Source organism: Streptomyces uncialis (assembly GCF_036250755.1).
GTDB classification, from domain to species: domain Bacteria; phylum Actinomycetota; class Actinomycetes; order Streptomycetales; family Streptomycetaceae; genus Streptomyces; species Streptomyces uncialis.
Map to the genome: position 1 here is coordinate 1,376,076 of NZ_CP109583.1, position 22,553 is coordinate 1,398,628.

Below are 22,553 nucleotides of genomic sequence, written 5' to 3' on the forward strand. Positions count from 1 at the left end.
ACCCCGGTGCCCCGGTGACGGCTGCCGGGCGGTATCCCGCCCCGCCGCACGGGGGCCCGCGGGGACGGACACACTCACAGCTAGGAGAGTTCGTGGCCAGACGCACAAAACCGGGACGCGGCACGAAAGCCGTCCTGACCGCCGTGGTGACGGCGGGTTCCCTCGTCCTGGGCCTCGCCCCGGCGCACGCGGCGCAGCCCGGCCCGTCGCCGTCGGCCGCCGCCTACCGGGCCAAGGCCGACAGCGGGGTCCGCGCGGACCTCGACCGCACCGGCAGGGCGACCTTCTGGGTGACCCTGGACGACGAGGCCACCCTGCCGTCCGGCGTCGCGGCACGGACCAAGGCGGAACGCGGGCGGACCGTGTTCACGGCGAAGCGGGCCCACGCCCGCGAGGCCCAGGCTCCGCTGAAGGCCCTGCTGGACGGCGCGGGGGCGACGTACGAGTCGTTCTGGATCACCAACACCCTCAAGGTCACCGCCGACCGGGACCTCGCCCGGCGGATCGCGGCCCGGCCGGAGGTCACCGCGCTGAACCCGGACGAGGCGGTCTCCGTCGCCGACACGGGCAAGGCGACCGCCCCTGTGAGGACGGCCACGCCTGCGAAGGCGTCCGAGGTCCGCAAGGCACCCAGGACGCCTGAGGCAGGCACGGCATCCGAGAACCGCGAGGCAAGCAAGGCATCCGGGGCGTCCGGGGCGGGGAAGGCGTCCGAGTCCCGTGACGCCGCCGCGGGCAAGGCCGCCGCCGCGCCCGCCGACGAAGCGGTGTGGAACATCGAGCGGATCAACGCCCCCCGGGTCTGGTCCGAGTTCGGGGTCCGGGGCGAGGGCATCGTCGTCGCGGACATCGGCACCGGGGTCGGGCTGGAGCATCCGGCGCTGCGCGACCGGTACCGGGGGCTGACGGCCGACGGCAGCTACGAGCACGCGTACAGCTGGTACGACCCGATGAACTACTGTCCCGGGAACGCGCCCTGCGACACCTCCTTCGTGGGCACCTCGGCCGTGGGCGTCATGGTCGGTGACAACGGTCCGGGGCATCGGATCGGTGTCGCTCCCGACGCGGACTGGATCGCCGCCAAGGCGTGCCAGGCGATGGGCTGCGCCGTGGACTCGATCCTGCGGGCCGGGCAGTGGATGATCGCGCCGACCGACGCGAGGGGCGCCAACCCCCGCCCGGACCTCGCGCCGCACGTGGTGAACAACTCCTGGTGGGTGAACAACACCAACGCCTGGTTCAAGCCGGTCCTCCAGGCGTGGCGGGACGCGGGCATCTTCGCCTCGTTCCCCAACGACGGGGGCGGCCCCCGCTGCGAGTCGGCGATCGGTGTCAGCGGATACGCGGACGCCTATGTCACCACGACCTTCGGCGCCGACGGCGCCCTGCACGCCGAGTCGGCGCGCGGCTCGGGCGAGAACGGCGCGGTGAAGCCCAACATCGCGGCGCCCGGGGTCAACATCCGCAGCGCCGGACGGGACGGCGGCTACGCCCTTGTCACCGGGCCGGGGATGGCCGCGTCGCACACGGCCGGGACGGTGGCGCTGCTCTGGTCGCTGGCGCCCGGCCTGCGGGGCAAGGTGGCGGAGACCGAGCGGGTGCTCGACGGCTCGGCGATCGATGTGGACGACACGAGCTGCGGCGGCACGCCGGCCGACAACAACGTCTGGGGTGAGGGCAAGCTCGACGCCCGTGCCGCCGCCGCGGCGATCCCCGCCGCGCTGCACGGCTCCGCCGGTGGCACGGTGACCTCGGGCGGCGGACCGCTGGCCGAGGCGGCCGTGGCCTTCTCCGGTCCGACGAAGGCGCGGGTGCGCAGCGACGCCTCCGGCGTCTACCGCGCGCCGGTCCTGGCGCCGGGCGACTACACGGTCACCACCACGCTGTTCGGCTATCTGAGCCGTACGGCGCCGATCACCGTCGGCGCGGGCGGGCACGTCACCCACGATGTGGCGCTGGACGAGGCGCCGATGGCGCGGCTCACCGGACGGGTCACCACCGCGTCCGAGCCCGAGGGGAACGCGCTGGTCGCCGTCGCGGGGACATCCGCGTCCGTGCGCACCGCGCGGGACGGCACCTGGGCGCTGCGGGTGCCGCACGGTACGCACGGCCTGACGGTGACCGCCGACCACCGCTGTGCCGAGACCTCGACCGTCCAGGTCGGGGTCACCGGTGACACCGTCCGGGATGTCGGTCTCACCCGGCGGACCGATGTGTTCGGCACCACCTGCACCGTGGAGAGCGGCAGGGCGTTCCCGACCGGGGACACGAAACTGCCGTTCCATATGCCCAGTTTCTCCATGTCCACCTTCGATCTGCCGTTCCCGGTCCCGTTCTACGGCCGTACGTACCGCAAGGCCACCGCGTCGCTCGCCGGGGTGCTCGGCTTCGGGCGGATGAGCACCCGGGCCAGGAGCGCGCCGCTGCCGGACATCAGCGTGCCCGACGGGGCGGTCTACGCCTTCTGGGACGATCTGGCCGCGGAGGCCGATTCGGGGGTGTACTGGTCGGCGGGCGGCACCGCGCCGCACCGCACCGTCACCGTCGAGTGGCGGAACATGCGGCTCATCATGAGCAATCCGCAGGAGCGGGTCTCGTTCTCCGTGGTGGTCTCGGAGGACGGCACCGCGTCGTCCCACTACAAGAATGTGACCGGGGCGAAGGCCAACGGTTCCAGCGCCGGGATCGGCGTGGAGAACGCGACCGGCACGGACGCGCTGCACTACTCCAACGACGAGGGTCTTCTGCGCGACGGGATGAGCATCCACTACCGCACGAACAGCGCGGTGGTCGCGGGCAAGGTCACCGACGGCAACGACGGCGAGCCGGTCGCCGGGGCCACCGTGACGGCCGGGGGACGCAGCGACACCACGGGACCCGACGGCCGCTACGCGTTCCAGGTCCCGGCGCCGGAGGCGCATCAGGTGACGGTGAGCGCCCCGGACCACACCTCCACCGAACGGCGGCTGACCGTCGAGCCCGGCGGGACGACCGTGACCGATTTCGCCCTCGACACCGGGCGGGTCACCGCCGACACGGCGTCGCTGCATCTCGTCGTCCCGCCCGGGGAGCGGCGGGTGCGGACCGTGGAACTGGCGAACTCCGGCTCCGCAACCCCGTACAAGATCGCGGAACGCGGGGACCAGCGCTGGGTGTCGGTCGATCCGCCGTCGGGTGAACTGGCGGCGGGGGCGCGCAAGTCGCTCGGCGTACGGTTCGACACCACGGGGGTGGCCCCGGGTACGACGCTCACCGGGACCTTGCGGCTGAGCACCTGGAGCGGACGGAAGCCGGTGATCGACATCCCGGTCACGGTGGTCGTGCCCGCCTACCGGGCGGCTGTCGACGCGGGAGCCACCGGCGCCCTCACCGACGCGCACGGCGACACCTGGACCCCGGACCGCGCGTACACCGCCGGAAGCCACGGCTACCTCGGTACGAGCACCCGGCAGACCACGACCCGGACGCTCACCGGGAGCCCGCTCCACGACCCCGCCCTGTACCGCACGGCACGCCAGGGGATGTACGAGTACCGCTTCGACACCGTCCCGAACGGCACCTACCGGGTGGAGCTCGGGTTCGCCGAACTCGCCGACCAGCGGCCTTCGCAGCGCGTCTTCGACGTGATGGCCGAGGGCGAGCTGTTCGTCACGGATCTCGATCCGGCGCGGGAGGCGGGCGTACGGGCCACGCATGACCGGGCGTTCACGGTACGGGTCACCGACGGGCAGCTGAATCTGCGGTTCGTCACCAACTCCGGCAAGACACTGGTGAATTCGGTACGCGTCACCGAACGGTCCGATCTGACCGGCTGAGCGAGGAGGACACCTCACGATCGTGCGGACCGGGCGCCTGGGCGGCTGGTCCGCACGGTCGTTCCCGTCGGGTCCCGCCGTGGCCGCCCTGTCGTGTCCCAGGGGCGCGGTCAGTCCCGGCGCAGCACGGCCCGGCCGACCGCCGGGATCTCGAAGAAATAGCGCAGGGTGCCTGCCGGGGTGAGTGTCAGCTCGATCGGGATGTTGTGGTCGCAGCGGTTGGCGCGGTTGCTGTCGAGCTGCTCCCGGACGACGAGTTCGCCGCCGTCGCGTGATTCGAGGACCCATTCGCCCCCGCATTCCAGGGTGGGGTAGTCGACGGTGGCGACCGGCTCGCCCAGTTCCAGCTCCGTGCCGGGGAAGACGGCCTTGACGGGGTACGACAGGCCGTTGTCCTGTTCCACCGTGCCGCGCCAGGTGCCGCCGAGTGTGGTGTCCCCGGGCGGGGCGGAGCTGCCCGCGGTGGGCGCGGGACGCGGCGGTGAGCCGCCGTCCAGGCCGGTGCCGGGGTCCGTCTGACGCATCAGCAGGACACCGGTGAGCGCGCCCGCGAGCAGCAGCACCACGGTGGTCAGTCCGAGGACCACCACCCGCTGGCGGTCGGCGGTCCGTCCGGGCGCCGCTGTCGGCCCGTACCCGGCCGCCGGGGCGGGCGGCAGCGGCGGGAGGGGCGGCGGGGGCCGCCCGGGAGGCCCCGGCGGCTGCGGGACGCCGGCGGGGAAGGCGGGGGCGGTCGGGCTGTAGGGCACGACCGTCGGCGCGGTGTCCAGGGTGTACGACAGGAGGTCCGGGTCGTGCAGCCGGGAGGCGAGACGGTCCACGTGCCCGGCGATGTCCGGGGGCAGATAGGACCGGGAGCCGCGGGTGGCGGTGTCCCGGGTGCGGTGCATGATGTCCGCCGAGGTGGGCCGCTGGGACGGTTCGGGGTCCAGACAGGACCGGACGAGGTCCCGCAGCCCGCCGGTGATCCCGTACAGGTCGGGGGCCTGGGACAGCACGGCGAGCAGTCCGGCGACCCCGGAGTCGTCGGCGGTGGTAAACGGGGTGCGGCCCGTCGCGGCGAACGCGAGGACCAGGCCGAGGCAGAACACGTCGCTGGCCCCGGTGATCGAGGCACCGGTCAGCTGCTCGGGGGACATGAAGCCCGGGGAGCCGACGACGATGCCGGTGCCCGTCATCCGTCCGCCCTCGACGGCACGCGCTATCCCGAAGTCGATCAGCGCGGGACCGTCCAGGCCCAGCAGCACGTTCGACGGTTTGACGTCCCGGTGGATCAGTGACCGCCGGTGCAGGGTGTCGAGGGCCTGCGCCAGACCGAACGCCAGGGCCCGTACCGAACCGCCGGGCAGCGGACCGAACCGCTCGGTGGCGTCCTGGAGCGAGATCGAGGGGAAGTACACGGTCGCCACCCAGGGAACGGCGGCCTGGGTGTCGGCGCCGAGCACCCGTACCGTCCAGGGGCTGGACGCCGTCCGGGCGGCCTCCACCTCGCGGGCGAACCGGCGGCGGAACTCGCCGTCGACCGCCAGTTCGGGGCGGATCATCTTCACCGCCGCCCACTGCCCGCGCGCGTCCCGGCCCAGGTAGACCCGCCCCATACCGCCCGCGCCGAGGCGGCCGACCAGGGCGTAGGACCCCACGGTTCGCGGATCCTCGCCGCTCAGCCGTTCCATCCGCCGTCCCCTCAAGAACCGCCGCCCCCGCCGCGCCGTCCCGGAGATCCTGACAGACCATCCGGGACGGTGTCAGTCGCTCCGCGCGCTTCCTGACGCGGTGTGTGCACCGCATGTGCGTATGCCCGGCCACCCGGTCCGGTACCCGGGGAGGACCCAGGGACGGCCTGAGTACCCGCACTCACGCCATGGCCGGATTCCGTTCCTAGTCTGCTGCCATGAACAGACAGAAGGCGGTGGCCGACGACAGCGCGCGTGTCGGCATCACCGGTGTGGGGGCCTTCCTTCCCGGGCGTGTCGTGGATTCGGAGCGGTTGCGGCGGCGGGTCGCCCCGGCGGGCGGGCCGCCGCTGCCCGCCGGGATCTTCGAGCGGGCGACGGGCATCGTCAGCCGGCGGGCCGCGGGCCCGGACGAGTTCGCGTCGACCCTGGCGGTGGCCGCCGCGCGGGACGCGCTGCGCGGCGCCGGGCTCGGTCCGGCGGACATCGATCTGCTGGTCTTCGCCTCCGCGAGCCGCGACATGGTGGAACCGGCGACCGCGCACATCGTGCAGGACGCGCTGGGCTCCCGGGCGCACGCCCTGGACGTCACCAACGCCTGCAACAGCTTCGTCAACGGTATCGACACGGCACGGGCGATGATCCTGGCCGGGCGGGCCCGGCGGGCCCTGGTCGTCACCGGGGAGACCCCGAGCCGGGCGGTGCGCGACACCCCGGCGGACCTCGCGGAGTTCCGCGACGGCTTCGCCGGGTACACGTTCGGCGACGCGGGCGCGGCCGTCGTACTGGAGCGCGTGACGCGTGGCGGCATCCTCGACGTGGACGGCGAGACGTACTCCGAGCACTGGCGGGCGGGAGGGATACCCGGCGGCGGCTCACGCCATCCGCGCGGCGACGAGCACTCCTACTTCCGGGGCGACGGCAGCGAACTGCGGGGGGTGTTCGAGCGGATCGGCCCCCCGGTGCTGGACCGGACACGGGCCCGTACCGGACTGGAGTGGACGGACTTCCGGTACGTGCTGACGCATCAGGTGACGGTGCCGTTCCTGGAGCGGTTCGTGGCACTCACCGGGGTGCCCGAGGACCGGCTGGTGGTCACGGTCGCGGAGCTGGGCAATGTCGCGAGCGCCAGCCTGGGCGTGCAGCTCGCCCGGGTGCACGGCACGCTGCGCGCCGGGGACCGGGTGCTGTTCGTCGGGCTCGGCGGCGGGGTCAGCATCATGACGCTGGTCTGGGAGCACGTATGAGCACCCTGTGGGTGGTGGTGCCCGCACACCAGGAGGCCGGCCGGATCGGGGACACCCTGACCGCGCTGGCCGCGCAGCGGGACCGGGACTTCCAGCTCGTCGTCGTCGACAACGCGTCCGTGGACGGCACGGCGGCGATCGCCCGCGACTTCGCGCGGCGGGCGCCGTTCCCGGTGCATGTGCTCCAGGAACCGGAGAAGGGGGTGGGCTGCGCGGTCGACACCGGGTTCCGGTACGCCATCGGGCACGGTGCCGAGCTGCTCGCCCGGACCGACGCGGACTGTCTGCCCCGACCGGGCTGGACGGCCGCCGCGCGGACGGCGCTGGACCGGGGCGCGCAGCTGGTGTGCGGGCGGGTCGACGCGCGCCGCGACGAGCACGGGCCGCTGGGACGGGCCGGGTTCAGGGCCCTGGTGCGGGTCGCCGCGTTCTTCGGGCGGATACGGCCCGCGCACCACCGGCGGCACGGCTATCTCACCCCGTACCGGATGCACGCGGGCAACAACATGGCCGTCACCGCCGAGCTGTACCAGCGCGTCGGGGGCATGCCCCGGCGCCCCTCCCCCACCGACCGGCTGTTCCTGAACCGGGTACGCCGGCACAGTGCCGCCATCGTCCATGTCCGCGGCATGGTCGTGGAGAACTCCACCCGGCGGCTGCGCGCCTACGGGATCGTCGCCACCGCCCGCTGGTACCTCGACCGGGGACCCGGCCGTCATGGGGAGGACCCCCGCTGATGCTCGACGCCCTCACCCACGCGCTGCGCGCCGCGCCCGGCCGCCCGGCGCTCCTCAAGGCCACCCGCACCGGCCGGACCCGGGTGCTCGCCACGCGCGGGGACCTGGCCGAGCTCGCCGACCGGTACGCCGCCGCCCTGCACGCCCGTGGCCTGACGCCCGGCGGCACGGTCGGCGTCGCGGTCCGCCCCGGTCCCCGCGCGCTGGCGGTGCTGCTCGCCGCGCACCGGCTCGGGCTGCGCGCGGCGGTCCTCGACCCCGGCGCGGGACCCGAGGTGCTGCGGGCCCGGCTCGCGCTGGCCCGGCCGGACGTCGTGCTCGCGGACGCCGCCGCCCAGGCCGTCGCCGGGTGGGCCCGCCCCCTCGCCCGCCGGGCCCGGCTCGCGCTGCCCGACCTGGCGGACCTGGGCCCGGTGGCCACCGTCGGACCCCGGCTGCCGGGCTGCGCCCCCGCGCTGGACACCGGCGCGCGTACGGACGGGCTGCCGCGCCCGGTGGACGGGGACGGGGACGCGGTCGTCGTCTTCACGTCCGGCACCACGGCCCTGCCCCGCGCGGTGGTCCACACCCGGTCGTCGCTGGCCGCCGGGATGGCGACGGTCGCGGAACTGGTGCGTCCGGAGCCCGGCCGTCCGGTGCTGGGCGGGACGTTCTTCGTCCTCGTCCCGTCGCTGGCGAGCGGCGCCCCGGTCGCCCTGCCCGCCCGCTCCCCCCGGACCCTGGCCCGGCAACTGCGCCGACTTGCTCCGCAGGCCACCTATCTGACACCCCCTCAGCTCCGGGCGGCGCTCGACATGGGCGCGCGGTTCTCCGGGCGGGTGTGGACCGGTTCCGCCCCGGCGGGCGCCGCGCTGCTCGGCCGGGTACGGGCCGCGGGCGCCGACGAGGCGTGGGGGGTGTACGCGCTGACCGAGCTGTTCCCGGCGGCGGCCGTGGAGGCCGCCGAGAAGGCCGCGTTCACCGGGGACGGCGATCTCGTCGGCGCCCCACTGCCCGGGGTGGTGACCGGCTCCGGTCCGGACGGTGAGCTGCTGCTGTCCGGTCCCGCGGCCCGCGACCGCTATCTCGGCGCGGCGCCGGACCCCTGGGTCGCCACCGGGGACCGGGCCCGGCTGGAAGGCGGCCGGATCGTACTGGAGGGACGGTTGAAGGACATGGTCCTGAGAGGGGCGGAGAACATCTACCCGGGACTCTACGAACCGGCGTTGCACATACCGGGCGTCGCGCTCGCCGTACTGGTGGGCGTCCCGGCCGGGGACGGCGACGAACGGCTCGTCGCCGTCGTCCAGCCCGAACCGGGCGCGGCCCCGGACCGGGTACGGGCCGCCCTGAGCGGACCGCTGGACCGGATGGGCGGGGCCCGGCCGGACGCGCTGCTGCTGGCGGACGTACCGCTGTCCGGACGCTCCTCGAAGCCCGACCGGGCGGCCACGGCCAAGCTCGCCGCGACCCGGCTGGCCGGAGCGGTCCGGTGAACGCGACCGGCACGCCGTCGCTGTGGGTCGTGGTGCCCGCGTTCGACGAGGAGTCCGCGATCGGCGGCACGCTCGCCGCACTCGCCGCGCAGAGCGATCCGGGGTTCACCCTGGTCGTCGTGGACAACGCGTCGACCGACGGGACCGCCGGGCTGGTCCGCCGCTTCGCCGCCACGGCGCCGTTCCCCGTCCGGCTGCTGCACGAGCCGCAGCGCGGCACCGGATGCGCCGCCGACACCGGGTTCCGCTACGCGATCGGGCACGGCGCCACGCTGCTCGCCCGCACCGACGCCGACTGCCTGCCCGCCCGCGACTGGGTCGCCGCCGCGAAGGACGAACTGGCGCGGGGCACGGAACTGGCCTGCGGACGCAGTGTGCCCCGCCCCGACGAGTCACCGTCGTTCGCCGAACGCGTGGTGCTCCCGGCGGTGGTACGGATGACGGCGCTGTACGGGCGCTACCGCCGCGCCCACCGCCACCCGCGCTACCGCGCCCCGTACGTGCTGTGCCACGGACACAACATCGCCCTCACCGCCGATCTGTATCTGCGGTGCGGCGGCGCGCCCCGGACCCCGCTCGCGGGCCCGCCCGAGGACGTCGTCCTGCTCAACCGGGCCCGTGAGCACAGCGACCGGATCGCGCGGGCCGAGGGGATGGTCGTCCGCGCGAGTCTGCGGCGGCTGCGGGCGTGGGGGCCGCGCCGGACCCTGCTGTGGTGCTGGGACCGGCGCTACCGGCCCGCCGACGAGCGGAAGGTGCACGTCCGTTGAACGCCGCCCCGGACACCGGCGCGCGCGCCGCGCGCCGACGCGACCGCCGGGTCTACACCCGCTCCCGTCCACTGCTGTTCGCCCTGCTCGCCGCCGCCCGGCGGCGGCCGGTGCTGCGCCTCGGCGGGACGGTCCTGGTGAACGGCACCGAGCCGTACCGGCACGCCCTGACCCGGATTCCGCTGGACCGGGCGGCGGAGGGCACCACGGGCGGCGCCGCCCGTGAACTGTCCGGCGGGGGAAGCCTGTTCGACGAGGAGGGCGCCGGTCACCGCGCGGCCCGGCGGACCGTCGCCCTGGACCTGGGCGCGGCCGGGGTGGAACGGCTGCGCCCGGTGTGGCGCGCGGTGCTGAACCGCCGGCTCGCCCCGCTCGCCACCGGTGACGCCGTCGATCTGGTGCCACTGGCGCGGGAGTTGGCCGGGGTGACGGTCCGCGCGCTGCTGGACGTCACGGCCGATCCGGCCGCCCTGTCCGACGCGGCGGCCGAGGTGGCGGCGGTGGCCGTACGCGGCCATCTGCCGGGCCCCGGCCGGTCCCGCGCGGCACGCGCCGCCGGACCGGCCGCCGCCCGGCTGGCCGCACTGCTGACGCCCGCCGGGCAGGACGACCTTGACGAGCGCGTTCGGGACGAGCGCGTATCGGGCGAGCACGTATCGGGGGCGCACGTTCCGGGCGAGCACGAACCGGACGGGAAGCCGGGACGTGACGGGAGCGGTGGCGTGGGACGCGAGGCGGTTGGCGAGGCGGCGGGTCACGTCGGACAGAGCGCGGGTGCCGACACGGGACGGGAGGCAGCTGGCGACACGGGACGGGAGGCACGACAGGGCGCGGGCGGTGACGCTCGACAGGGCGCGGGCGGTAGCGCCGGTGGTCGCGCGGGACGGGACGCGGAGCGTGACGCGGCGCGGCGGGCGATGCTCGCCGTCGCCGCGGTGAACACCACCGTCGCGGCGCTGCCTCGGGCCGCCGCCTGGTGCGCGGACGCCGGGCTGTGGGAGCAGGCCGCCGACAGCCGGTCGCGGGCCGCCCTGGTGGACGAACTCCTGCGGGTCGTCGCGCCCTCGCCGCTGCTGCCCCGGGTCGCCGCCGCCGACGCCGACCTCGACGGCTGCCCGGTACGGGCCGGGGACCGGCTGATCCTGGTCGCCCGGCACGCCGTCCACGCCGACGACACCCCGCCCGACGCCCGGTGCCCCGTGGCGCCCGCCGTCGCCCAGCTCGTCTTCGGCGCGGGCCCGCACGCCTGCCCCGGTGCCCGGCTCGCCCGTGCGCAGCTGGACGACATGCTCGCCGCGCTCGCGCCCTTCCGACCGTCCGTTGTGGCGGCCCGGGCCGACCGGCGGGCCGCGCTGCCCGGCTGGCGCACCCTGACCGTCCGGGCCACCGCCTTGGCGCCCGGACCCCACGGAGGTTCCCCATGCTGACGATCGCCGTCACCGGCGCCACCGGCTTCTGCGGCTCCTACACGGCCGTCACCGCCGCCGCCCGGGGCGCCCGGGTGCTGTGCGTGGGACGGCGGCCGGGGCCCGTCGGACGGCACGTCCCGTGGGACGCCGCGACCGGGGTGCCGGACCTCGGCGGCGCCGATGTCGTGGTGCACTGCGCGGCGGCGGTCGGGGACCCGGTGCCCGGGTCCCCGGCCGAGGCCACCATGCGCGAGGTGAACGTCGGCGGCACGGAACGGCTCCTGCGCGCCGCGGCCGGCCGCCCGGTGGTGTGGGTGAGCAGCGCCAGCGTCTACGCCCCGGGCGCCGACCGCTCACGGATCACCGAGGACCACCCGGTGCGCGACCAGCTGAACGCGTACGGCCGCACCAAGGCCGAAGGCGAGGCCCTGGCGCTCGCCGCCGGGGCGGTGGCGCTGCGTCCGCGCGCGGTCTACGGGGAGGGTGACCCGCATCTGGTGCCCCGGCTGCTGGCACGGGTGCGGGCCGGGGTCCTGCTGCTCCCGGGACCCGATGTGCGGCTGAGCCTGACCGCGGTGGAGAACCTCGCCGACGCCGCCCTGGCCGCCGCGGGATGGCCGCCGGGCGCGTACAACATCGCCGACGCGCGGCCGTACCAGCGGGACGCGGCGATCCGGGAGGTCCTGCGCGCGCACGGGGTGCGGGCCCGGATCGGTCACGTTCCGCTGCCGCTGGCCCGTACGGCCGCGCGGACCGCCGAGTCCCTGGCCCGACGGCGCCCCGGCGCCGAACCCCCGCTGACCCGGTACGCCGTCGACCAACTGGCCCACACGGTCGTCCTGGACATCACCAAGGCGGGAGCCCAGGGCTGGCACCCCACCCACCACCTCACCACCCACCTGAACACGCTCCCCGTCCCGTCCCCCTGACCCGACGCCCGCGTCCCGCGAGGCCGCCTGGCCCGGCGGCCACCCCCGCCGGGCTCAGCCGGACGCCACCGGCCACCCCGTGGTCAGAGGGGGAACCCACCCCCGGGAGCCGTCCCCAGCGGAGCGGTCGCGATGAACTCCCGGATCAGACCGGCCAGTAGCTCGGGCTGATCGCGCATGATCCAGGTGCGGCTGTCGGGGATGCTCTCCAGCCGCGCGTCGGGCAGGGTCGCGGCCAGCCGCACCCCGTACCGGAACGGGAAGATCCGGTCCTCGCGCGCGAACGCGACCAGGGCGGGCGCGCCGAAGGCCGCGAGCCGTTCGGCGGCGTCCGTGAGGACGACCGGACCGAGTCCCCGGGTGACCTTCGCGCAGTCGCGCCGCACCCCCCGGTCGGCGAAGTACGCGCGGATCCAGGTGTCGATGAGGTCATGGGGCAGCGCCCGCCTGGTCAGCGGCCCGTACGCGAACGGCAATCCGCGCGGGGCGCGCAGCCGCAGGGACTGGAAGGCCAGCGGGAGCAGCCCGGGCACCCTGGCCGCCGGGACGAGGGGCCTGAACACGGGCGCCGGGCAGTTGTCGAAGCTCTCGCCGCTGGTGAGCACCAGCCGGCCGATGTGCTCGGGGTGATCGGCGGCGACGAGCTGGGCGACGGCGGTGCCCAGGTCGTTGCCGACCAGGGTCACCCGGCGCAGACCGAGTCCTTCGATCAGGTCCGCGACGAGCCGGGCCACCCCCGGGAGGCTGAGGTCCGCGTCCGGCGCCAGCGCCTCGGAGTGGCAGCCGAACGGCAGGTCGGGCACCACGCAGCGCAGGCCCGGGGCGAGCCGGTCGACGAGCGGTTCCCACAGCCCGCCGCCCATCAGATAGCCGTGCAGCAGGACCAGCGGCTCGCCTTCCCCGGTGTCCTGATAGTGGACGGTCCCCTGGGGAAGCGTGATCTGCGGCATGGCGTGACCCCTCACATCGGCATTCACATACAGACTGTATGTATGTAGAGAGTGCATGCAGAATGGACGGAACTCAAGGGGGTCGGATGGAATCCGTCGGCAGCAAGCACGTCCAGCGTTCCCAGGCGACCCGGGCGGCCCTGGTGGCCGCCGCCCGGCGGCTGTTCGGCGAGCGGGGCTACGCGAACGTCGGGACCGAGGAGATCGTCCGGGCCGCGGGCGTGACCCGCGGGGCGCTCTATCACCAGTTCCGGGACAAGACCGATCTGTTCGACGCCACGGTCCGGACGGTCGAGGCCGAGGTCACCGATCGGATCGCCGCCCGGATGCGGGCGGGTGCCGCCGACCCGGTCGCGGCCCTGCGGACCGGGGCCCGCGCGTTCCTGGACGCCTTCGCCGAGCCGGACGTGGAACGCGTCCTGCTGCTGGACGCCCCGGGCGTGCTGGGCTGGCGGCGCTGGCGTGAGATCGGCCAGGAGTACGGCCTGGGGGTGATCACGTCGGCGCTGGAGGCGGCGATGGCGGCCGGGGTCATGACCGTCCAGCCCGTGGTGCCGCTGGCCCATCTTCTGCTCGGCGCCCTGGACGAAGCGGCACTCAAGGCCGCCCACGCCGAGGACCCCGAGGCCGCCCGTACGGAGATGGCCGAGGCCCTGGACAGCCTGCTGACCGGCCTGCTCATCCGTAAGGACATCTGACCGGCGCCCTCCCACGTCACCCCGCGCCCGGCGAGCGTCGGAGCACCCAACTCCGCCTCGACCGGGGCCGACAGCGCCTGCGGCCACACGCCGACACGGCCGGAAGCGGTGACTTCGCCGTCGGGCCGGACGAGACTGGGGACACCGCCGTCGGTTCCGCGCCGCGTCCGCGCGACCGGGGCCGCGCACCCCGGGGCCCCGGCCCCGTACCGGAAAGAGGGACGCAATGACAGGCAGAACCGGAAGGGCGCTCGCCGTTCTCGGCGCCGTCGCCGCACTGGGTGTCACCTTCCCGCAGGGCGCTCACGCCGCCACGGGGAACTTCGTCTACCACACCCAGCCCGGGAACGTGACGCGCACCCTGGTCGACCCGATGGACGGCAACTGCTACCCGGTGGGCCGCCAGGCCCAGGGCCAGGTCGCCAACAACACCGACCGCCGCGCGGTCCTGTACGCCGACAAGAACTGCCGGCTCGTGGTCACCGAGGAGCTCGAACCGGGCCAGTGGACCAGCCACAGCGAGTTCATGTCGGTGCGGTTCGGCAGCTGATCCCCCACTCCCGGCGGGGCATCCGGCCACACCTCCGGTGTCCGGGCGCCCCGCAGCACGCCAGGCCCCCGACATCCCGCGATCGCGCACGTATAAAACGCCACAAATCCCGGCATATCACATCCGTTGGACCGCCTGGACGATCAGATCATCGGTCGGGTTAGCATATGAGCGCCCCCTAGCTCGAAAGATGGATCTGTGACTGCCAACGAGGATTCGTTCACCAACTGGAAGAACCGCGAGGAGACCGCGGAGTCGATGATCCCCGTCATCGGGAAGCTGCACCGGGAGCGTGACGTCACGATCCTGCTCCACAGCCGTTCCCTGGTGAACAAGTCGGTGGTCAGCATCCTCAAGACCCACCGGTTCGCCCGGCAGATCGCCGACGAGGAGCTGTCGGTCACCGACACGCTGCCGTTCCTCCAGGCGCTCACCACACTCGATCTCGGGCCGTCCCAGATCGACATCGGCATGCTGGCCGCGACCTACCGGGCCGACGACCGCGGACTCACCGTGCGGGAGTTCACCGCGGAGGCCGTCGCCGGAGCCACCGGTGAGGACAAGATCGAGCGCCGCGAGCCGCGCGACGTCGTCCTCTACGGCTTCGGCCGGATCGGGCGGCTGGTGGCCCGGCTGCTCATCGAGAAGGCCGGCTCCGGCAACGGGCTGCGGCTGCGCGCCATCGTCGTCCGCAAGGGCGCCGGGCAGGACCTCGTCAAGCGGGCGTCGCTGCTGCGCCGCGACTCCATCCACGGCCAGTTCCAGGGCACGATCACCGTGGACGAGGAGAACAGCAGGATCATCGCCAACGGCAACGAGATCAGCGTGATCTACTCCGACGACCCGACGACGGTCGACTACACGGCGTACGGCATCAAGGACGCCATCCTGATCGACAACCCGGGCAAGTGGCGTGACCGCGAGGGGCTGTCGAAGCACCTCCGTCCCGGTATCGACAAGGTCGTCCTGACCGCGCCGGGCAAGGGCGATGTCCTGAACGTCGTGCACGGCGTCAACCACGACATGATCAAGCCGGACGAGCAGATCCTGTCCTGCGCGTCCTGCACCACCAACGCGATCGTCCCGCCGCTGAAGGCGATGGCCGACGAGTACGGGGTGCTGCGCGGTCATGTGGAGACGGTCCACTCGTTCACCAACGACCAGAACCTGCTGGACAACTACCACTCGTCGGACCGCCGCGGGCGCTCGGCGCCGCTCAACATGGTGATCACCGAGACCGGTGCCGCCTCCGCCGTCGCCAAGGCGCTGCCCGACCTCGACGCGCGGATCACCGGCAGCTCGATCCGGGTCCCCGTGCCGGATGTCTCGATCGCGATCCTCAGCCTCCAGCTCGGACGCGAGACCACCCGCGAGGAGGTCCTCGACCATCTGCGTGAGGTGTCGCTGACCTCGCCGCTGAAGCGTCAGATCGACTTCATCACCGCCCCTGACGCGGTCTCCAGCGACTTCATCGGCTCGCGCCACGCCTCGATCGTCGACGCGGGCGCCACCAAGGTCGAGGGCGACAACGCGATCCTCTACCTCTGGTACGACAACGAGTTCGGTTACTCGTGCCAGGTCGTCCGGGTCGTCCAGTACGTCTCGGGCGTCGAGTACCCGACCTACCCGGCCCCGGCCGCCTGATCCGGCTGCCCGGTCCGGCCGCCTGATCCTGCCGCGCCTCACCGCGCGCCGCACCCAGCACCACGTCCCGCCCCCGGTCACCCGGCGGCGGGACGTGGCGTCTCACCCGGCCTACGGTCAGCCCGGCACCTGATCACCCGGCCGACCAGGCATGCGCGTACGCGAGCAGGGGCCGCCCGGCCGGTCGCTCACCGCCCGGCGGGTGGCAGGGGCGGATTGCCCGAGTGCGGCAGCGCGCGCAGCCACGCGTCGGCCGCGACGACGAGACACGCGGCCACCAGGACGACGTTCTTGATGATGTACTGACCCAGCATCGTCGGGATCGGGGTGCCCGTCTTCCACATCTCCTCATGGAGGACGAAGAGCGCCGAGAACACCCCGACCATGTGCGCGAAGAACACGGTCAGGGTGAGGCGCAGCAGGAACCCGGTGACCAGCCCGATCCCGATCGCCGTCTCCAGGACGGCGAGCAGCGGGAGGATGGCGTCCAAGGGCAGCAGCCCGAACGTCAGCTTCGCCGAGGCCCGGACGGCGACCTCCTCCGCCGGGCTGACCGCGGGGAACAGCTTGAGGACCCCGAACCACAGGAAGACCAGGCCCACGGAGACGCGCAGCAGCACCGGGCCGCTCAGGGCAATCCGGACGGCGAGGCCGTGGACGGCGCCGCTGACCGGCGGCCGGTCGGGGGCGGGGCGGGCGTGGGCGCCCGGGGTCCTCCGTACGAGGACGGTGTCGACCGACGTGGGGACGCCGGGTCGGTGCGGGTTGGTTACCGTCATGCGCGCTCTCCTGCCCTTCGGCATCGTGAAGTTCCGGCATCCGTCCGCGGGGTCGGCTCGGCGGCCCGCACCGGGGGTCGCGCGTGGGCGCGCTCCGGTGGGGCGGTCGGTCGGGCCGGGTCCGGCGGCGGGGACGTCAGCCCGTCGCGCGAGTGCGCGGCGGGCTGTGTCGGGGCCTGCCGTACGTGCCCCTCGGCGGCTTCATGGCCTTGGGGGACCCGTCGGCGGCGGCAACTGCCGTCAGATCAGCGGGTGTTCGTCTCCAGGCGGGTCCGGGAGCGCCGGGGGCGCGCCTGGTGGCCGCGGAAGGACCGCGGCGGCGGGTCCATGGCCAGGAGAGGGGCGGTGTCCGCGACGGCGGCGAGAGCGTTCCTGTGCTTGCCCGTCATGGCAACTCCTTGGGTGTGGGGGGAGGTTGCACGTCAGCACGCGAGGTCACGCCTGGGCGGCGTGGGCCGACGGTACGGGGGCGCCGTCCGGCCGTCCGGTGGTGGGGGACCAGCGGCCGTTGAGTTGATGGCGCACCCGCGAGCGTGCTTGGTCTAGACCATACTCCTTGACGGTTTCCGGTCAAGACCGTCGACCGGGTCCGATGTTCCCGTTCGGGCCCCGAACCCCCGGAACGTCCGGTTCCGCCCCCAGGGCGGCGGTTCCGCGGCGGGACGGCGGGGGCTTCCGGACATGACGCGGAGCAACTGTGCGCGGGAGGTGAAAGTTGATCACATGCGCTGTGTGGACTAGACCTTGGGGGTCCCTCACCACCTCCCCACCCCTGAAGGTCACGCATGCCACGCATACCGGGCTTCCGCAGACAGCCGCGCCCGATCCCGCCCGAACCCGGCCGCCACTCCCCCGGCGGCGCCCGCACCGCACCGCGCCTCGCGCGCCTCGCGCGCCACGGGGTGCGGCTGCTGGCCGTGTCGCTGACCGCGGCCCTGCTGGCCGCGACCGTGCAGACGGCCGCCGCCGCCCCGCCCGGTGCGAGCGGACCGCCCACCGATGAGACGGTGGTCATCCAGAGCGTCGGCGACAGTGTCGCCGCCGACGGCGGCGGGGCCGGCCGGGGCGGTGGCGGCTACCAGATCTCCGGTACCGAGCTGCTGTTCCGGGCCGTGCCGCCCAAGGGCGACGAGGCCGACCAGTGGTGGTACCTCCAGGCGTCCGCCACGGCAGGCGCCTACAAGGTCAAGAGCCGTACCAAGGCGGACCGTTGCATGGGCCGCGACTCCAACGCCGAGGGCGCGGCCCGTCTCGCGTTCCGGGACTGCGCCGGGTCCGGGACCGACTGGGTGTTCCAGCGGGAGAAGGGCGAGCGCTACAAGATCCGTCCGGTCGGGTACCAGGAGTCCTTGCAGACCCCGCTGACCGTCGACCACGACAAGCGCGAGAACGGCGGCGACGTGACGTTCGCCCCCGACCAGAGCCAGTCGGTGGACGCCCAGCTCTGGTACGTCACCCGGGTGACCCCCACCCACCGGGCCATGCCGGCCGACCCCACGTTCGACCAGCGCACCTTCCTCACCACGCACAACGCGTACTACAACCAGGACGACGCGAACGGCGGGGCGCCCACCCCGGCCCAGCCCAACTCCATCGCCACCCAGCTCAACAACGGCGTACGGGCGTTGATGCTGGACGCCCATACGCGCAACGGCCGGGTCCGGATGTGCCATATGCCGGGCAATATCGACTTCTTCTGTCTGCCGACCGGCCAGACCATGTCCGACGTGTTCACCGTCATCGGCGACTTCCTCAAGGCGAACCCGGGCGAGGTCGTGACGGTCTTCGTCGAGGACTACACGACGTACGACGAGCTGAACGCCGAGGTCGGTGACGACCTGAAGCCCGGCGGACAGCTGGACGGACTGCTGTTCAACCCGTCGGACACCGCGCCCGCCGAGCTTCCCGGCGCCAAGGCGTGGAACGTCAAGGCGAACGGCTGGCCCCGGGTCTCCGAGATGGTCAGGGAGAACAAGCGCCTCCTGCTCTTCTCCGACCGGGGGGACAAGACCGGCCTCGGCTTCATGCACGGCCAGGACTGGACGGCCGAGAACTACTGGGGGATGGGCGGCGGCGTCGGCAACTCCGACTGGACCTGCCGCAGCCGCTGGGACGGCATCCCGCTGGCCAAGGAGGAGCCGAAGTTCCGCCGGCTCTTCGTCATGAACCACTTCCGCACCCCGGCCATCGACGGCACCGCCGGGACCGACAACGAGAAGATCCTCAACCGCACCCAGCGGTTCTGCTCACCGGCCGCCCGCAAGAAGCCCAACTTCCTGGCCGTGGACCGCTATCAGAGCGGCAACCCGATGAGCGCCGTCGACACCCTCAACACCTACGTCCACAGCGAGGACACCCCCGGTTTCGGCGGCACGCCCGACGAGCTGGGCGAGAACTGGACCGTGCCGCGGCTGACCGTGATGCCGCTCGGTGACTCCATCACCCAGGGCGCGGGCAGCTCCACCCGCTCCAGCTACCGCGCCGCGCTGTGGCCCCGGCTCCAGCCCCGCACCCCGGCGCTGGACTTCGTCGGCTCGCAGAAGCACGGACAGCTCGCCGACACCGACCACGAGGGCCACTCCGGCTGGCTGATCGAGGGCCTCTCCGCGAACATCGACAGCTGGCTCGCGACCGCCAGGCCCAATGTCGTCCTGCTGCACATCGGCACCAACGACATGGACCGCGACCACCAGGTGGCGACCGCGCCCGCCCGGCTCGCCGCGCTGATCGACCAGATCACCACCGCGTCACCGGACACCGCGATCGTCGTGGCCTCCCTCGTCCCGTCCACCTCGGCGGGGGTGCAGTCGAGGATCAACACGTACAACGCCGAGATCCCGGGGATCGTCGCCGCCCGGCAGGCCCAGGGCCGCAAGATCGCGCATGTCGGTATGGGCTCCCTGACCACCGCCGACCTCCGGGACCGGCTGCACCCGAACGACGCCGGTTACGTCAAGATGGCGGGCGTCTTCGCCGACGGCATCGCCCAGGTCGCCCGCGCGGGCTGGATCAGCGAGCAGGTCGACGTCAGGCCCGCGCCGCCGCGCTCCGGACTCGGTGACTACCAGGTGGACCTGAACGCCGACGGCCGCGCCGACTACCTCGTCGTGGAGGACAACGGCGCCGTCCGGGCCTGGCTCAACAAGGGCGGCAACGGACGCGGCGGCTGGACCGACGCCGGACGGATCGCCTCCGGGGTGGGCGCGCCCGGTTCCTCCGTACGCTTCGCCGACCTCAACGGCGACCGCTACGCCGACTATCTGACGGTCGACGCGAACGGCGCCGTACGCGCCTGGCTCAACAAGGGCGGCACCGGCGTCAGCGGCTGGACCGACGCCGGAACGGTGGCGTCCGGGGTGAACCTCGCGGGGGCGACCGTCCGCTTCGCGGACCTGAACGCCGACCGCTACGCGGACTACCTGGCCGTGGACGCGAACGGGGCGGTCCGCGCCTGGCTGAACAAGGGCGGTACGGGCACCGGCGGCTGGACGGAAGCCGGACCGATCGCCTCAGGGGTCGGCGTCCCGGCGGACCAGATCCGCTTCGCCGACGTCAACGCGGACGGCTTCGCGGACTATCTGGCCGTGGACCCGAACGGCGCGGTCCGCGCCTGGCTCAACAAGGCCGGCACGGGTACCGCGGGCTGGACGGCCGCCGGACAGATCGCCTCGGGTGCGAACGCCCCGGGCTCCTCGGTGCGCTTCGCCGACCTCGACGCCGACCGGCGCGCCGACTACCTGGTGGTCGACGCGAACGGCGCGGTCCGCGGCTGGCTCAACAACGGCGGCGACGGAACCGGTGTCGGCGGCGGCTGGACCGCGGCGGGCACCTTCGCCCTGAGCGTCGGCGCCACCGGGGCCCAGGCACGCTTCGCGGACATCAACGCCGACCGCCGCGACGACTACCTCGTCGTCGCCGCCGACGGCTCCGTCCGTGCCTGGCTCAACAACGGCGGTACCGGCAACGGCGGCTGGACACCCGCCGGGCAGATCACCGCGGGCGTCGGCGCCCCCGGTGACCAGGTGCGGCTCGCGGACGTCAACGCGGACGGCCGCGCCGACTATCTCGCCGTCGCCCCCGACGGCTCGGTACGCGCCTGGCTGCACAACGGCGGCGACGGCAACGGCGGCTGGACCCCGCTGGGCGCGTACGCGTCCGGCACCGGCACACCCGGTGACCAGGTCCGCTTCGCCGACATCGACGCCGACGGCCGCGCCGACTATCTCGCGGTCGCCGCCGACGGCTCGGTACGCGCCTGGTCCAACAACGGCGGTGACGGCAACGGCGGCTGGGGAACCGGCTTCCGGCTGGCCACCGGTACCGGTGCCACGGGCGACCAGGTGCGCTTCGCCGACATCGACGCGGACGGCCGCGCCGACTATCTGGCGGTCGCCGCCGACGGATCCGTCCGGGCCTGGCGCAACAAGGACGGCAACGGCAACTGGACCGCCCTCGGCGCGTACGCCCCCGCCGTCGGCGCGCCCGGCGGACAGGTCCTCCTCGCCGAGGCGAACGGCGACGGCCGGGCCGACTACCTGGTGGTCGCCCCGGACGGCTCCGTCCGCGCCTGGCTGAACAACGGCGGGGTACTCACCGGAGGCTGGGCCGGACTCGGCACCATCGCGTCCGGCGCGGGCGCCCCGGCGAGCCAGGTCCGTATCTGACCCGGCACGACCGTACGACCGTGAGGGCCCACCGGCACACCGCCGGTGGGCCCTTCGCCGCCGCCGGACGCCCCGTCGCATCCGGAAGCCCGGCCGACCGCACCGCCCCGGGAGCCGGGATCACACGGCTCCCCCGGGCCGCGTCACTCCCGCACACCGCCCGCACCCTCCATGTCCCGCGCGCCCTCCGCGTCCTTGCCCCGCGTCGAACCGTTCGCGGCGTCCGCCAGCCGCTCCGCCAGTGTGCGCAGACGCTCGGTCAGCTCCGGTGGGCCGTGCACCTCGAAGGGTGCGTCCAGCAGGGCCACCCACAGGGCCAGTTCGTCCAGGGAGTCCGAGCCCGCCGTGACCGAGCAGCTCCGCGCGTCCAGCGGCTCGACCGTCGCCGCCGAGGGGGACATCTGTTCCGCGATCCGGGCGGCCGGGGCATGCACGGTGAAGCGGCCCTGATAGCGGTAGGGGGCGGTGGACAACCCGTGCGAGGCGTACCCGGCGAGGTCGTCGGCGGGCGGTTCACGCGGGGTGAAGCGCGGTCCGCCGGGGGTGCGCGGGGTCAGCCGGTCGACGCGGAACGTCCGCCAGCCGGCGCGGGACGGGTCGTACGCGACGAGGTACCAGCGGCGCCCCGAGGACACCAGCCGGTGGGGCTGCGCCTCGCGCCGGACTCGGTGCCGTCGTGGGAGCGGTAGTCGAACCGCAGGGTCTCGTGGTCACGGCAGGCCGCCGCGATCACCGTCAGGGTGTCCGGCGGGACCACCGGGCCGCCGTCGGGGAGCGGCACCGTCATGGCTCCCAGCGTCCGGACGCGGTGCCGCAGCCGGGGCGGAAGCACCTGTTCCAGCTTGGCGAGCGCCCGTACCGAGCTCTCGGCGATGCCCTCGACCGTGCCGCCCGCCGCGGTACGCAGCCCGACGGCGACCGCCACCGCCTCCTCGTCGTCCAGCAGCAGCGGCGGCAGCTTCGTCCCGGCCCCGAGCCGGTAGCCGGACACCCCGGCGTCGGCGTGCACGGGGTAGCCGAGTTCCCGCAGCCGGTCCACGTCACGGCGGACGGTACGGGTGGTGACACCGAGGCGGTCGGCGAGTTCCGTGCCCGACTGTTCCCGGTGGGCCTGGAGGAGCGAGAGCAGTCTGAGCAGACGGGCGGAGGTGTCCAGCATGTCTCCCACTGTGCCCCACACCTAGGACCGAACCTGTCCTAGCCCCTGCCTAAC

At 74.0% G+C, this 22,553-nt stretch carries 15 protein-coding genes and 1 pseudogene; 11 read left to right on the top strand and 5 right to left on the bottom strand.

The window, feature by feature from the left end:
* The first annotated feature begins 92 nt into the window (after positions 1 to 92).
* Positions 93 to 3,815 carry a carboxypeptidase regulatory-like domain-containing protein gene (locus tag OG711_RS05380; protein ID WP_329558565.1) on the top strand — a complete coding sequence of 1,241 codons (3,723 nt, stop codon included), beginning with the start codon at positions 93 to 95 and terminating at the stop codon, positions 3,813 to 3,815.
* A 110-nt stretch (positions 3,816 to 3,925) separates the two neighbouring features.
* Here OG711_RS05380 and OG711_RS05385 read toward each other — a convergent pair whose 3' ends face one another.
* Positions 3,926 to 5,455 (bottom strand): serine/threonine-protein kinase, encoded by a 1,530-nt coding sequence (locus OG711_RS05385; RefSeq protein WP_329558566.1) that lies wholly within the window; start codon positions 5,453 to 5,455, stop codon positions 3,926 to 3,928.
* A gap of 251 nt (positions 5,456 to 5,706) precedes the next feature.
* On the opposite strand from OG711_RS05385, the gene OG711_RS05390 reads away from it, so the two are divergent.
* The 6 genes from OG711_RS05390 to OG711_RS05415 are packed head-to-tail and all read left to right on the top strand — an operon-like array spanning position 5,707 to position 12,055.
* Positions 5,707 to 6,735 (top strand): 3-oxoacyl-ACP synthase III family protein, encoded by a 1,029-nt coding sequence (locus OG711_RS05390; RefSeq protein ID WP_073786912.1) that lies wholly within the window; start codon positions 5,707 to 5,709, stop codon positions 6,733 to 6,735.
* Positions 6,732 to 7,472 carry a glycosyltransferase family 2 protein gene (locus tag OG711_RS05395; protein WP_099282483.1) on the top strand — a complete coding sequence of 247 codons (741 nt, stop codon included), beginning with the start codon at positions 6,732 to 6,734 and terminating at the stop codon, positions 7,470 to 7,472. The genes OG711_RS05390 and OG711_RS05395 overlap by 4 nt, the downstream gene beginning before the upstream one ends.
* A complete protein-coding gene (locus tag OG711_RS05400) occupies positions 7,472 to 8,947 on the top strand; it encodes a class I adenylate-forming enzyme family protein (protein WP_329558567.1) in 1,476 nt (491 codons plus the stop codon). Before OG711_RS05395 ends, OG711_RS05400 begins: the two co-directional genes overlap by 1 nt.
* Positions 8,944 to 9,717: a glycosyltransferase family 2 protein gene (locus OG711_RS05405; protein WP_073786918.1), complete on the top strand. Its 774-nt coding sequence runs from the start codon at positions 8,944 to 8,946 to the stop codon at positions 9,715 to 9,717. The genes OG711_RS05400 and OG711_RS05405 overlap by 4 nt, the downstream gene beginning before the upstream one ends.
* Positions 9,714 to 11,144 (top strand): cytochrome P450 family protein, encoded by a 1,431-nt coding sequence (locus tag OG711_RS05410; protein ID WP_329558568.1) that lies wholly within the window; start codon positions 9,714 to 9,716, stop codon positions 11,142 to 11,144. Before OG711_RS05405 ends, OG711_RS05410 begins: the two co-directional genes overlap by 4 nt.
* The gene (locus OG711_RS05415; RefSeq protein WP_329558569.1) at positions 11,138 to 12,055 is read left to right on the top strand and encodes an NAD-dependent epimerase/dehydratase family protein; all 918 of its coding nucleotides are present in this window, start codon (positions 11,138 to 11,140) and stop codon (positions 12,053 to 12,055) included. The genes OG711_RS05410 and OG711_RS05415 overlap by 7 nt, the downstream gene beginning before the upstream one ends.
* 83 nt (positions 12,056 to 12,138) lie before the next feature.
* Here the strand turns inward: OG711_RS05415 and OG711_RS05420 are convergent, their stop codons facing one another.
* A complete protein-coding gene (locus OG711_RS05420) occupies positions 12,139 to 13,032 on the bottom strand; it encodes an alpha/beta fold hydrolase (RefSeq protein WP_329558570.1) in 894 nt (297 codons plus the stop codon).
* A gap of 59 nt (positions 13,033 to 13,091) precedes the next feature.
* On the opposite strand from OG711_RS05420, the gene OG711_RS05425 reads away from it, so the two are divergent.
* From OG711_RS05425 to OG711_RS05435, 3 genes are all read left to right on the top strand, one after another.
* Positions 13,092 to 13,703: a TetR/AcrR family transcriptional regulator gene (locus OG711_RS05425; protein ID WP_329558571.1), complete on the top strand. Its 612-nt coding sequence runs from the start codon at positions 13,092 to 13,094 to the stop codon at positions 13,701 to 13,703.
* Positions 13,704 to 13,929: 226 nt separating this feature from the next.
* Positions 13,930 to 14,253, top strand: coding sequence for a hypothetical protein (locus OG711_RS05430; protein WP_329558572.1), 324 nt, complete (start codon positions 13,930 to 13,932; stop codon positions 14,251 to 14,253).
* A gap of 198 nt (positions 14,254 to 14,451) precedes the next feature.
* Positions 14,452 to 15,897 (top strand): glyceraldehyde-3-phosphate dehydrogenase, encoded by a 1,446-nt coding sequence (locus OG711_RS05435; protein ID WP_329558573.1) that lies wholly within the window; start codon positions 14,452 to 14,454, stop codon positions 15,895 to 15,897.
* Between the two features lie 188 nt (positions 15,898 to 16,085).
* On the opposite strand, the gene OG711_RS05440 is transcribed toward OG711_RS05435, so the two are convergent.
* Complete coding sequence (locus OG711_RS05440; protein WP_329558574.1) at positions 16,086 to 16,676, bottom strand: DoxX family membrane protein; 591 nt, start codon at positions 16,674 to 16,676, stop codon at positions 16,086 to 16,088.
* A 245-nt stretch (positions 16,677 to 16,921) separates the two neighbouring features.
* Positions 16,922 to 17,065 carry a hypothetical protein gene (locus tag OG711_RS05445; protein ID WP_178390995.1) on the bottom strand — a complete coding sequence of 48 codons (144 nt, stop codon included), beginning with the start codon at positions 17,063 to 17,065 and terminating at the stop codon, positions 16,922 to 16,924.
* 396 nt (positions 17,066 to 17,461) lie between these two features.
* Here OG711_RS05445 and OG711_RS05450 point away from each other — a divergent pair, with 396 nt between their 5' ends.
* The gene (locus OG711_RS05450) at positions 17,462 to 21,340 is read left to right on the top strand and encodes an FG-GAP-like repeat-containing protein (protein WP_329558575.1); all 3,879 of its coding nucleotides are present in this window, start codon (positions 17,462 to 17,464) and stop codon (positions 21,338 to 21,340) included.
* A 143-nt stretch (positions 21,341 to 21,483) separates the two neighbouring features.
* On the opposite strand, the pseudogene OG711_RS05455 reads toward OG711_RS05450, so the two are convergent.
* Positions 21,484 to 22,499, bottom strand: a pseudogene (locus tag OG711_RS05455) (helix-turn-helix transcriptional regulator).
* Between the last annotated feature and the right edge of the window lie 54 nt (positions 22,500 to 22,553).

Excerpts from the sequence above, each read along its gene's own strand:
- OG711_RS05430 (WP_329558572.1), top strand. The coding sequence starts at position 13,930 with ATGACAGGCAGAACCGGAAGGGCGCTCGCCGTTCTCGGCGCCGTCGCC.
- OG711_RS05400 (WP_329558567.1), top strand. The coding sequence starts at position 7,472 with ATGCTCGACGCCCTCACCCACGCGCTGCGCGCCGCGCCCGGCCGCCCG.
- OG711_RS05395 (WP_099282483.1), top strand. The coding sequence starts at position 6,732 with ATGAGCACCCTGTGGGTGGTGGTGCCCGCACACCAGGAGGCCGGCCGG.
- OG711_RS05425 (WP_329558571.1), top strand. The coding sequence starts at position 13,092 with ATGGAATCCGTCGGCAGCAAGCACGTCCAGCGTTCCCAGGCGACCCGG.
- OG711_RS05450 (WP_329558575.1), top strand. The coding sequence starts at position 17,462 with ATGCCACGCATACCGGGCTTCCGCAGACAGCCGCGCCCGATCCCGCCC.
- OG711_RS05445 (WP_178390995.1), bottom strand. The coding sequence starts at position 17,065 with ATGACGGGCAAGCACAGGAACGCTCTCGCCGCCGTCGCGGACACCGCC.
- OG711_RS05390 (WP_073786912.1), top strand. The coding sequence starts at position 5,707 with ATGAACAGACAGAAGGCGGTGGCCGACGACAGCGCGCGTGTCGGCATC.
- OG711_RS05440 (WP_329558574.1), bottom strand. The coding sequence starts at position 16,676 with ATGACGGTAACCAACCCGCACCGACCCGGCGTCCCCACGTCGGTCGAC.
- OG711_RS05415 (WP_329558569.1), top strand. The coding sequence starts at position 11,138 with ATGCTGACGATCGCCGTCACCGGCGCCACCGGCTTCTGCGGCTCCTAC.